The following is a 12,342-nucleotide window of genomic DNA, read 5'->3' as shown; positions in this document are numbered from 1 at the left end:
CTCAGGGGCGTTTATCCACAGAGCTTATGCACAGACCATTGGTCGCCTTTTTTAGGGGTAAGGCATTGATTCTTGGTGGCCTGTGAGCAACCTACATGTGGATAAGTGGCCCGCTCGCCGCTACAATGGCGGCTGTTTTTGCCTCACCGGCTTTCAACTTAGGGGATATCCGTGTCAGTGGAACTTTGGCAGCAGTGCGTGGAGCTTTTGCGCGATGAGCTGCCTGCCCAGCAATTCAACACCTGGATCCGTCCGCTACAGGTCGAAGCCGAAGGCGACGAGTTGCGTGTCTACGCACCCAATCGTTTTGTTCTCGACTGGGTCAACGAGAAGTACCTGAGCCGCGTTCTCGAATTGTTCGACGAGCATGGCAACGGGATGGCTCCAGCCCTCTCCTTACTAATAGGTAGCAAACGCAGCTCGGCACCGCGTGCCGCTCCGAATGCACCCCTGGCTGCCGCTGCATCGCATGCCCAGGCTGCTGCAGCGCCGATCAACCACGCACCAGCACCTGCTGCACCCGCCCCGAGCAAATCCGTGGTGCAAAAAAATGCGCCGGTCAGTGAAGAGCCGTCCCGCGACAGCTTCGACCCGATGGCGGGTGCCAGTTCGCAGCAGGCGCCGGTACGCGCCGAACAGCGCACAGTCCAGGTCGAAGGTGCGCTCAAGCACACCAGCTATCTGAACCGCACCTTTACCTTTGAAAATTTCGTCGAAGGTAAGTCCAACCAACTGGCCCGTGCTGCGGCCTGGCAGGTTGCCGATAATCCCAAGCACGGTTACAACCCGCTCTTCCTTTATGGCGGTGTTGGCTTGGGTAAGACGCACTTGATGCACGCTGTGGGTAACCACCTATTAAAGAAGAACCCGAATGCCAAGGTCGTGTACCTGCACTCGGAGCGCTTCGTGGCCGACATGGTCAAGGCGTTGCAGCTCAATGCGATCAACGAATTCAAGCGCTTCTATCGCTCGGTCGATGCGCTGCTGATCGATGACATTCAATTCTTCGCGCGCAAGGAACGTTCCCAGGAAGAGTTTTTCCACACGTTCAATGCCCTGCTTGAAGGTGGCCAGCAGGTCATTCTCACCAGTGACCGTTACCCGAAGGAAATCGAAGGCCTGGAAGAGCGCTTAAAATCGCGCTTCGGCTGGGGCCTGACCGTTGCGGTAGAGCCGCCGGAACTGGAAACCCGGGTTGCGATCCTGATGAAAAAGGCCGATCAGGCGAAAGTCGATCTGCCTCATGACGCTGCATTCTTCATCGCCCAACGCATTCGCTCCAACGTGCGTGAGCTCGAAGGCGCGCTCAAGCGCGTCATCGCTCACTCGCACTTCATGGGCCGCGATATCACCATCGAGCTGATTCGCGAATCCTTGAAGGACTTGCTGGCACTGCAGGACAAACTGGTGAGTGTGGATAACATCCAGCGCACCGTGGCCGAGTACTACAAGATCAAGATTTCCGACCTGCTGTCCAAGCGCCGTTCGCGCTCGGTAGCCCGTCCCCGGCAGGTGGCCATGGCGCTCTCCAAGGAGCTGACCAACCATAGCCTGCCGGAAATCGGCGATGTGTTTGGTGGTCGCGACCACACCACGGTCTTGCACGCGTGCCGCAAGATCAACGAACTTAAGGAATCCGACGCGGATATTCGCGAGGACTACAAGAACCTGCTGCGTACACTGACCACTTGATGAACACCAGCGCAGCTTATTAAGGCAAGGGACTAGACCATGCATTTCACCATTCAACGCGAAGCCCTGTTGAAACCCCTGCAACTGGTCGCAGGCGTCGTCGAGCGCCGACAGACCTTGCCGGTGCTTTCCAACGTATTGTTGGTTGTCGAAGGCCAGCAGTTGTCCTTGACCGGTACCGACTTGGAAGTCGAACTGGTTGGCCGTGTACAGCTGGAAGAGCCCGCCGAGCCCGGCGAGATCACCGTGCCTGCGCGCAAGCTGATGGATATCTGCAAAAGCCTGCCCAATGACGCGCTGATCGACATCAAGGTTGATGAGCAGAAGCTGGTGGTCAAGGCCGGGCGTAGCCGTTTTACCCTGTCGACCTTGCCGGCCAATGACTTCCCGACGGTGGAAGAAGGTCCGGGCTCGTTGACCTGCAGCCTGGAGCAAAGCCGACTGCGTCGTTTGATCGAACGCACCAGCTTCGCCATGGCCCAGCAGGATGTGCGTTACTACCTCAACGGCATGCTGTTGGAAGTCTCCGAAGGCATCATCCGCGCCGTGGCTACCGACGGTCACCGTCTGGCAATGTGTTCGATGAAGGCCGATATCGGCCAGCCGGACCGCCACCAGGTCATCGTGCCGCGCAAAGGTATCCTGGAACTGGCGCGCCTGCTCACCGAGCCGGATGGCAATGTCAGCATCGTCCTGGGCCAGCATCACATCCGTGCGACCACGGGTGAGTTCACCTTCACATCCAAGCTGGTAGACGGCAAGTTCCCGGACTACGAGCGCGTACTGCCCAAAGGCGGTGACAAGCTGGTGATCGGTGATCGTCAAGCCCTGCGTGAAGCGTTCAGCCGTACCGCGATCCTGTCCAACGAAAAGTACCGCGGTATTCGCCTGCAATTGGCCAATGGTCAATTGAAAATCCAGGCCAACAACCCGGAGCAGGAAGAAGCCGAAGAAGAAATCAGCGTTGATTACAACGGTGGCTCGCTGGAGATTGGCTTCAACGTGAGCTACCTGCTGGATGTGCTGGGTGTGATGACGACCGAACAGGTTCGCCTGATCCTGTCCGACTCCAATAGCAGTGCACTGGTGCAAGAATCCGATAACGACGACTCGGCTTATGTTGTTATGCCGATGCGCCTGTAATCATGCTCAGCAGAAGCTAGATGTCCCTCAGTCGCGTCTCGGTCACCGCGGTGCGCAATCTGCACCCGGTGACCTTCTCTCCCTCCCCCCGCATCAATATCCTCCACGGCGCCAATGGCAGTGGCAAAACCAGCGTGCTGGAAGCCATTCATCTGCTGGGCCTGGCTCGCTCCTTTCGCAGCGCCCGTTTGTTGCCGGTGATTCAATACGAACAATTGGCGTGCACCGTATTTGGCCAGGTTGAACTGGCGCAAGGCGGGCATAGCAGCCTGGGGATATCCCGTGATCGCCAGGGGGAGTTCCAGATCCGTATCGATGGGCAGAATGCGCGCAGTGCGGCGCAACTGGCGGAAATCCTGCCTCTGCAATTGATCAACCCTGACAGCTTCCGCTTGCTGGAGGGCGCACCCAAAATTCGCCGGCAATTCCTCGATTGGGGAGTGTTCCACGTGGAACCGCGGTTCATGGCCACTTGGCAGCGCCTGCAGAAGGCCCTGCGGCAGCGAAACTCATGGCTGCGGCATGGTACACTTGACGCCGCTTCGCAAGCGGCCTGGGACCGTGAACTGTGCCTGGCCAGCGACGAAATAGATGAATACCGCCGCGCCTATATCAAAGCCTTGAAACCAGTCTTTGAACAGACCTTGAGTGAGTTGTTGGAACTTGAGGGGCTGACGTTGAGCTACTACCGCGGTTGGGATAAAGAGCGAGAGCTGAGTGCAGTGCTCGCAACGTCCCTGCAACGGGATCAGCAAATAGGTCATACGCAGGCTGGACCCCAACGAGCTGATCTGCGCCTTAGATTAGGTGCACATAACGCTGCGGACATCTTGTCTCGCGGTCAGCAAAAACTGGTGGTCTGTGCTTTACGTATTGCCCAGGGGCATTTGGTCAGCCAAGCCCGGCGAGGCCAATGTATTTATCTGGTGGATGACTTGCCGTCCGAGTTGGACGAGCAACACCGTCGCGCGCTATGCCGCTTGTTGGAAGACTTACGCTGCCAGGTGTTTATCACCTGTGTAGATCACGAATTATTGAGGGAAGGCTGGCAGACGGAAACGCCAGTCGCTTTGTTCCACGTGGAACAGGGCCGTATCACCCAGACCCACGACCATCGGGAGTGAAGGCATGAGCGAAGAAAACACGTACGACTCGACCAGCATTAAAGTGCTGAAAGGTTTGGATGCCGTACGCAAACGTCCCGGTATGTACATTGGCGACACCGATGATGGTAGCGGTCTGCACCACATGGTGTTCGAGGTGGTCGACAACTCCATCGACGAAGCACTGGCCGGCCACTGCGACGACATCAGCATCATTATCCACCCGGACGAGTCCATCACCGTACGCGACAACGGTCGCGGCATTCCGGTAGATGTGCATAAAGAAGAAGGCGTATCGGCGGCAGAGGTCATCATGACTGTGCTCCACGCCGGCGGTAAGTTCGATGACAACTCCTACAAAGTATCCGGCGGCTTGCACGGTGTAGGTGTGTCGGTGGTAAACGCCCTGTCGGAAGAACTGATCCTGACCGTTCGCCGTAGTGGCAAGATCTGGGAACAGACCTACGTCCATGGTGTGCCTCAGGCTCCTATGGCGATCGTTGGTGACAGCGAAACCACCGGTACCCAGATTCACTTCAAGCCTTCGGCTGACACCTTCAAGAATATCCACTTCAGCTGGGACATCCTGGCCAAGCGGATTCGTGAACTGTCCTTCCTCAACTCCGGTGTGGGTATCGTCCTCAAGGACGAGCGCAGCGGCAAGGAAGAACTGTTCAAGTACGAAGGCGGCCTGCGTGCGTTCGTTGAATACCTGAACACCAACAAAACTGCGGTCAACCAGGTGTTCCACTTCAACATCCAGCGTGAAGACGGCATCGGCGTGGAAATCGCCCTGCAGTGGAACGACAGCTTCAACGAGAACCTGTTGTGCTTCACCAACAACATTCCTCAGCGCGATGGCGGTACTCACCTGGTGGGTTTCCGTTCCGCCCTGACGCGTAACCTGAACACCTACATCGAAGCTGAAGGCCTGGCGAAGAAGCACAAAGTCGCCACCACCGGTGATGATGCGCGTGAAGGCCTGACCGCAATTATTTCGGTCAAGGTTCCGGATCCGAAGTTCAGCTCCCAGACCAAAGACAAGCTGGTTTCTTCCGAAGTGAAGACCGCTGTCGAACAGGAAATGGGTAAGTACTTCTCTGACTTCCTGCTGGAAAACCCCAACGAAGCCAAGCTGGTCGTCGGCAAGATGATCGATGCGGCGCGGGCTCGTGAAGCGGCGCGTAAAGCCCGTGAAATGACTCGTCGTAAAGGCGCGCTGGATATTGCTGGCCTGCCGGGCAAACTTGCGGACTGCCAGGAGAAGGACCCTGCCCTCTCCGAGCTGTACTTGGTGGAAGGTGACTCTGCTGGCGGTTCCGCCAAGCAGGGTCGCAACCGTCGCACCCAGGCGATCCTGCCGTTGAAGGGCAAGATCCTCAACGTCGAGAAAGCCCGTTTCGACAAGATGATTTCCTCCCAGGAAGTCGGCACCTTGATCACCGCCCTGGGCTGTGGCATTGGTCGCGACGAGTACAACATCGACAAGCTGCGCTACCACAACATCATCATCATGACCGATGCTGACGTCGACGGTTCGCACATCCGTACCCTGCTGCTGACCTTCTTCTTCCGTCAGTTGCCAGAGCTGATCGAGCGTGGCTACATCTACATCGCCCAGCCACCGTTGTACAAAGTGAAAAAGGGCAAGCAAGAGCAATACATCAAAGACGACGACGCCATGGAAGAGTACATGACGCAGTCGGCCCTGGAAGATGCCAGCCTGCACTTGAACGACGAAGCCCCGGGCATCTCCGGTGAGGCGCTGGAGCGCCTGGTAAACGACTTCCGTATGGTGATGAAGACTCTCAAGCGTTTGTCGCGCCTGTACCCTCAGGAGCTGACCGAGCACTTCATCTACCTGCCAGCTGTCAGCCTGGAACAGTTGGGCGATCACGCAGCGATGCAGGATTGGCTGGCCCAGTACGAAGTCCGTCTGCGCACTGTCGAGAAGTCCGGCCTGGTCTACAAAGCCAGCCTGCGTGAAGACCGTGAACGTAACGTCTGGTTGCCAGAGGTCGAACTGATCTCCCACGGTCTGTCGAACTACGTCACCTTCAACCGCGACTTCTTCGGCAGCAACGACTACAAGACCGTAGTTACCCTGGGTGCGCAACTGAGCACCCTGCTGGACGACGGCGCTTATATTCAGCGTGGCGAACGCAAGAAGCAGGTCAAAGAGTTCAAGGAAGCACTGGACTGGTTGATGGCTGAAAGCACCAAGCGTCACACCATTCAGCGATACAAAGGTCTGGGCGAGATGAACCCGGATCAGTTGTGGGAAACCACCATGGACCCAAGCCAGCGTCGTATGTTGCGTGTGACCATCGAAGACGCCATTGGCGCGGACCAGATCTTCAACACCCTGATGGGTGATGCGGTCGAACCACGTCGTGACTTCATCGAGAGCAATGCCCTGGCAGTGTCTAACCTGGACTTCTGATAACGCCATTGCGAAACAAAAAAGGCCAACGTCAAACGTTGGCCTTTTTTATTGCCCGGATTTCAGGCCTTTTTAAAATGCTCCACGTGGAACATTAGCTATGCCGTAGCCGCGGTCACGCTCTCCAATCGATAGCCATACCCATAGATCGTCAGTAACTGCCAACCCCGTTCCGGCGTCAGTCCAAGCTTGTTTCGTAGTCGATAGATATGGGTATCCAACGGCCGCGAAGACACCATTTCTTCATGGGTCCAGAACCGTTCATAGAGATATTCCCGGGACAGCGGCCGCGCCAGGTTGGCGAACAGGCAGCGTGCCAGGCGGTATTCCCTTTCGGTCAGGTTGATTGGATCACCGGCGCGGCTGACCGTCAGCTCGGCATCGTCGAAGGTCAGGTCGTTGAAAACCAGCACTTCGGTTGCAGCAGATTTCTGCAGGCCGTGACGACGCAAGACTGCACTCACCCGGGCCTTTAGCTCGTTGGGGCGAAACGGTTTGCTGACATAGTCATCAGCGCCGCTGTTCAGTGCCTGGACGATATCGCTCTCGGCATCGCGGCTGGTCAGCATGATCACGGGAGGGGGCGCCTCCATGTGTTCACGGGTCCAGCGCAGGATCGCGATGCCGCTCAGGTCCGGCAACTGCCAGTCGAGTACCAGCAAATCGAAAGTTTCTCGGCGCAGTTGGCGCAGCAAGTCTTCACCGCGCTCGAAGCAATGTAGCGTCCATGGCTGCTCCGAGGCACTTGGGATTTGTCGCAGTGTCTGTTCCACCCGCCGCAATTCGGCAGGTTCGTCATCCAGTATCGCGACACGCATGGGAGGGTCCTTTCTTCTTGAAGAATGTTGCAGCGGTTGAAGAGAGCGTACTAGTTCACCGTTGAATCTGAACAATTATGGCCAGTTTCTCAAGTCCCCTGAATCTCTCGGTACGCTGATATCAAATAGCCCTAAGGCCGTTAAACATCGTGTACCCAGCTGGAAAGATACCGGCTCAAGCCCCTCAGGAAAAGGATCAATGGCAATCAGGTTTTATGCGCTGTCGGGACGAGTGAGTCTCGTGCAGAAGGTCAGTGTGTGGGGAAAGATGTTGATCTTGGTGGTGGCCACAGGTTTGGGGACGGAAATGGTGGATGCCCGTAGTGCTCCTGCCGAGCCAGTTCAAGTGTACAGCGAGTCTGTAGACGCCCTTGGTTACGCTGGATTCTGGGAAGTTGATGCCCCGCAAGGTGTTCAACAAGGCAGCGTGCTTGACCAGGACCAACGCTGGATCTTTTAAATCTGAACAAATGTTGCGATGCCGCCCTATGCACCTTGCTTGTAGGTAAATTCTCTATTGCTGAGTGACCACAGGGAGGGCGCACGCGGGAAGCGCGCTCGATACAGGGACGTATCATCCGTAGTCCGGAGCTTGTTCGGGCTGCTGTCGGAGGGATGTGAGGGACAGTATTTCTTCGATGTATACCCGGTTCGGCCTTGCCGATTCGGCAGACACAGGGATGTGTCACCTTTCCCGTAAAACCCGTCATGCCTTCTACGGCTATCGAGTGCGATACGTCATCGGGTATCGTAGGCATCATTCAAGGTCCTGCCACTGCAAGACGCTTTCTGAACGTGCAGTCTGATGAACCTTTAGAACTAGACCCTTGATGAGCACCATGACTCTCTCTCCCCGTCACTATCGCTCTGCCCTTTCCTCGCTGCTGGGCTCAGGCCTGGTCCTGGCGCTCTGTATCAACAGTCCCTTGGCCTTGGCCAAAAAATCTGCACCTGTGCGTGCGCCCTACATTGATGACAACCTGCTGTGCAGGGCGCAACCGCTGCCTGCTGTAGTCCAGCACCTCAACGGTGAAGCCTGGAAGCTGGATGCCAAGGGGCGCCCCAGTGTGTTGGAAGAAGGCATGCTGATCGATGAGCAGGAAAGTGTAAAAACCTCGCCATCGGCGTTTGTCAGCTTGTTGCTGGGTGATGGCTCGCGGATTGTCCTGCCCTCCAGCTCCGAGGTGCGTTTGCACCTGGTGGAGGAGCAGGCTATCCCCCAGGTAATCCTGCAACAAGGGCAAGTGGAAGCCTACGTACTCAAGCGTGCCAGCGACTATGACCGTTTTCAGATCGTGACCCCGGTGGGCGTACTGGGTGTGCGCGGTACGCACTTTCGTGTGCGTAACGACGATCAGCAATCGGTCGTCGAGGTGCTCAACGGTCAGGTAGCCGCCAGCCGTACCGAACCGCATCCGGTGGGCAAACAGCTCAAGAAAAAACCGCAGACGGGCCCGGTGGAAGGTGAGTTGAAGGTCGGTGCCCGACAAGGGGTGCTGCTCAAGACACAGGGTGAGTTGAAGACGGTCGACCTATTGCCCGCTCCGCGCCTGATGGGCCAGGACGGCCAGAAAGGCGACGCGCCGGTCTGGACGTTGATCCTGCATCCGCAACCGGGTGCCCGGCGCTATCGTGCGCAAGTGGCTACCGATACAACGTTCATGAACATCAAGCAGGAAAACTTCTCCAGTGAGCCGCGCTTGAGCTTCACTGGACTGAAGGCCTCGTTCTATCACGTTCGCGTGTCGGCCTTCGATGACCAGGGACTGGAAGGAGAAGCAGGCGTTTATGACATTTTCTATTACCCACCTGCCACCCGTGTGCAGTAGCACCGCGGCGTTCGGACGGTGAAGTGGTGGCGTCGGGCTGAACAGCGCCAGCCGACCCAGGCCCAGCGCCTGTTCAATGGCCTGGTCAGGGAATGGCTGTGGATCAGCCTGCTCCTGCTGCCGCTGACGGCCTTTCTCTCCCTGAGCCCCGGGCTTTCCCTGAATAACCTGTTGTATGACAGCCTGCGGCGCCTGGCGCCGTTACCCGTGGACTCGCGGATTCTGTTGGTGACCATTGACGACATGAGTCTCAAGGAACTCGGCCAATGGCCCTGGTCACGCCGCCTGCACGCTGATCTGCTTGACCATTTAAGTGCCGCCAAGCCTGCGGGGATCCTGTTCGATGTGATCTTCAGCGAGCCGGCGCGCGAGCCTGCCAACGACCAACGCCTGGCTCAGGCCATCTGCAATGCCGGCAATGTGTTGTTGCCTTTGATTCGTGAAGGCACGCAGCGCCTGGGGCAACCTGTGACACAGATCCTGCCCGTGCAGCCCTTGCGTGATTGCGCCAGGAGCGTTGGCCATATCAACGTTGAAGCTGACAGCGACGGCATTGTGCGTAGCCTGTACCTGCGTGAGGGGCCTCCTGGGCAACTGGTACCGCAATTGGCCTGGCTGGCGTTCGAACTGACTGGCCAGCAAACCGATATGCCCGGGTTGTCAGTGGCGTCTGGCGATACTGATTGGCAGCGGGACAATGCCATCCGTATTCCGTTTATCGCTGCCGATGAGGGCTTTCCCAGCGTCCCTTATGTCAGCGTCCTGCGCGGTGAAGTCCCGGCTCAACTGTTGCGTGATCGTGTGATTCTGGTGGGGGCTATCGCGCCCGGCATGGGTGATCGTTATGTAACGCCGCTGTCGGCCAGCGTCGGTACTACACCGGGTGTGGAGATTCAGGCCAATATCCTCAACGGGCTGCTGCAAGACCGCAGTATTACGGTGTTTCCAACGTGGCTGGCCACGCTGTTGTCCACCTCGATGGTGGCATTGCTGATGGGCTTGTTGCTGTTGCGCCCACGCTACGCGCTGTGGCTGACCCTGGCCTGCATGAGCACTGCCCTCCTCGCCTCCTGGGGCTTGTTGCGCCTGGGCCACTGGTGGTCGCCAGCCGCCACGCTGATCGGCATGCTGCTGGGCTACCTGATCTGGAACTGGCGCCGCCTGAGCGTGATCCTGGCCTATTTCGGCTGGGAACTGGCGCGTCTCGACAGCGAACCCAAGGTGTTGCCGGAACGCCGCCGTGTCCCCGTCAGTAGTGGCGACGTGTTGCAGGGCCGCATTGTGGCTTTGGAGCAAGCCGTCAGCCGTACCCGCGACACCCGGCGCTTCATGGCTGATGGCCTGGAATGCCTGGCGGTCGCTACGCTGATCACCGATCCGCAGGGCGATATCCTGCTGGCCAACCGCATTGCCCGCGATGTGTTTGGCAACGAACTGATTTCCGAAAACCTGCTGGAGCAGCTGGCGGCGCTGGGTTATCCACCGTTGCAAGGCAAGCTCGATACACCGCTGTCAGCCCTGGAAATCGTCGAATTCCGAGATATCCAGCAACGCAGCCTGCGCCTGGAGCTTGCCCCGTTGCTACCGGCTGACGGGGACATTGCACTGGGCTGGTTGCTGAGCCTGACCGACCTGAGCGTCGAACGTGACGCCCAACAGCAACGTGAAACCCTGCTGCAGTTCCTGTCCCATGACCTGCGGGCACCCCACTCGGCAATCCTGGCGTTGCTGGACGTGCAGCGGCATGAGGCCACAGACGTCACGCAGGTGTTTACCCAGATCGAGCAGCAAGTGCGCCGCGCGTTGAACTTGACCGAGTCGTTCGTGCAACTGGCCAAGGCTGAGTCCGACGGCTACCAATTCCAGCCCAGCCTGTTTGCGATGCTGGTACTCGATGCGTTTGACCAGGTGGCGTTGTTGGCCCAATTGAAAAATATCCAATTGGTCCATGACCTGGACGAGGCCGGTGAAGACATGGTCCTGGCGGATCAATCGCTGTTGACCCGTGCCTTGTTCAACCTGATCCAGAACGCGATCAAATACAGCCCATCCGGCACCACGGTTACGGTGAGGCTCGAACGTAACGACCAAGGGTTGGTGTGCCATATCCAGGATCAAGGCCCAGGTATTGCGGCTGAAGAACTACCTGAGTTGTTCAGCCAGTACCGACGCTTTGCCTCGTCTCAGGGCAGTGAAGGCTTGGGCTTGGGGCTGACGATGGTCAAGGCGGTAATGGATCGCCACGGTGGCCGTATCGGCTGTGAGAGTGTGGTGGGGCAAGGTACGGTTTTCAGCCTGCAATTGCAGGTGTGGGAAGAGTAAAAAGTTGTGCATAAAAAACCGGCCACAAGGGCCGGTCTTTAAGTGCCTGCAAAACTTATGCACGTTTTTCGCTGTTTTATTAGCTTAAGAAATATGTAATAAAATCATAAGCCTACAAGCTAAAAACTGCATTTCGCCAACAAACCGTACACAGGTTATCCACAGAACGTCAGATCACTGCCTGGTCTTCTGCAACCGGTAGTGGCGGCAGCGAACCCATGGCCCGCTGTTGCGCTTCATTCCAGGCCGCCGCGCGGTCATTGAGCGCTGCAATTGCACGCGGTCCTTCCCCTTCGGCATACATCGGCTCGCCGATCACCACGGTGATGGTGCCTTTACGCTTGGCCCAGCCTTCCTTGGGCCAGAACTTGCCAGCATTGTGAGCAATCGGCAGCACCGGCAGGTTGGCGTTGACGGCCAATGCCGTACCACCTCGTGAGAACTTGCCTACAGTGCCAAAGGGCACGCGGGTGCCTTCAGGGAAGATCAGTACCCAAACACCGTCCTTGAGCAACTCGTCACCCTTCTTCGCCACATGCTTGAGTGCGGCCTTGGGGTTGTCCCGGTCGATAGCAATCGGGCGCAACATGGCCATGGCCCAGCCAAAGAACGGTACGAACAGCAACTCACGCTTGAGCACCTGGCTCAGGGGCGAGAAGTAGGCAGAAAGGAAAAAGGTTTCCCAGGTGCTCTGGTGGTTCGACAGGATCACGCACGGCTGGTCCGGGACATTCTCGGCGCCCTTGACCTCGAAACGAATACCCAGGAACACCTTGGACAGCCACAACGCGCAGCGGCACCAATAGACGTTGATAAAGCGATAGCGCGCCTTGAATGGCAAAAAGGGCGCAATAAAAAAGCTCAGGGTGCACCAGAGAAACGAACTGGTGCCCAGTAGCAGGTAAAAGAAGAAGGTTCTGATGGCCTGCAAAATCGACATGGCAGCATTTACCGTTGCGGGACAACGCCCGCCTGTTAAAAGTGCACTCCCG

At 57.5% G+C, this 12,342-nt stretch carries 9 protein-coding genes; 7 read left to right on the top strand and 2 right to left on the bottom strand.

From position 1 onward, the window contains the following. Positions 1–171: 171 nt before the first annotated feature. From dnaA to gyrB, 4 genes are read left to right on the top strand one after another with little or no spacing between them, the layout of a single operon-like run. Positions 172–1,692 (top strand): chromosomal replication initiator protein DnaA, encoded by a 1,521-nt coding sequence (gene dnaA / locus BFQ03_RS03450; protein ID WP_065942477.1) that lies wholly within the window; start codon positions 172–174, stop codon positions 1,690–1,692. Between the two features lie 39 nt (positions 1,693–1,731). After that, the gene (gene dnaN / locus BFQ03_RS03445) at positions 1,732–2,835 is read left to right on the top strand and encodes a DNA polymerase III subunit beta (RefSeq protein WP_029290193.1); all 1,104 of its coding nucleotides are present in this window, start codon (positions 1,732–1,734) and stop codon (positions 2,833–2,835) included. Positions 2,836–2,855: 20 nt separating this feature from the next. Next, positions 2,856–3,959: a DNA replication/repair protein RecF gene (recF, locus tag BFQ03_RS03440; RefSeq protein ID WP_032857167.1), complete on the top strand. Its 1,104-nt coding sequence runs from the start codon at positions 2,856–2,858 to the stop codon at positions 3,957–3,959. Between the two features lie 4 nt (positions 3,960–3,963). After that, positions 3,964–6,381, top strand: coding sequence for a DNA topoisomerase (ATP-hydrolyzing) subunit B (gene gyrB / locus BFQ03_RS03435; RefSeq protein WP_065942476.1), 2,418 nt, complete (start codon positions 3,964–3,966; stop codon positions 6,379–6,381). A 98-nt stretch (positions 6,382–6,479) separates the two neighbouring features. Here the strand turns inward: gyrB and BFQ03_RS03430 are convergent, their stop codons facing one another. Continuing rightward, entirely contained in the window at positions 6,480–7,199 is a 720-nt protein-coding gene (locus tag BFQ03_RS03430; protein WP_032857163.1) for a response regulator transcription factor, read from the bottom strand. A 199-nt stretch (positions 7,200–7,398) separates the two neighbouring features. On the opposite strand from BFQ03_RS03430, the gene BFQ03_RS03425 reads away from it, so the two are divergent. The 3 genes from BFQ03_RS03425 to BFQ03_RS03415 all read left to right on the top strand — a co-directional run bounded on the left by BFQ03_RS03425 (position 7,399) and on the right by BFQ03_RS03415 (position 11,350). Beyond that, positions 7,399–7,659 (top strand): hypothetical protein, encoded by a 261-nt coding sequence (locus BFQ03_RS03425; RefSeq protein ID WP_032857161.1) that lies wholly within the window; start codon positions 7,399–7,401, stop codon positions 7,657–7,659. 370 nt (positions 7,660–8,029) lie between these two features. Next, positions 8,030–9,028 carry a FecR family protein gene (locus BFQ03_RS03420; protein WP_032857159.1) on the top strand — a complete coding sequence of 333 codons (999 nt, stop codon included), beginning with the start codon at positions 8,030–8,032 and terminating at the stop codon, positions 9,026–9,028. Between the two features lie 18 nt (positions 9,029–9,046). Then, a complete protein-coding gene (locus BFQ03_RS03415) occupies positions 9,047–11,350 on the top strand; it encodes a CHASE2 domain-containing protein (RefSeq protein ID WP_065942475.1) in 2,304 nt (767 codons plus the stop codon). 169 nt (positions 11,351–11,519) lie between these two features. Here BFQ03_RS03415 and BFQ03_RS03410 read toward each other — a convergent pair whose 3' ends face one another. After that, a complete protein-coding gene (locus BFQ03_RS03410) occupies positions 11,520–12,290 on the bottom strand; it encodes a lysophospholipid acyltransferase family protein (RefSeq protein WP_032857155.1) in 771 nt (256 codons plus the stop codon). Between the last annotated feature and the right edge of the window lie 52 nt (positions 12,291–12,342).

This window comes from Pseudomonas sp. 25 R 14 (assembly GCF_900004755.1).
Classification (GTDB): domain Bacteria; phylum Pseudomonadota; class Gammaproteobacteria; order Pseudomonadales; family Pseudomonadaceae; genus Aquipseudomonas; species Aquipseudomonas brenneri.
Note: the sequence above shows the minus strand (reverse complement) of the source record. Positions and strands in the feature narration are given on the sequence as shown.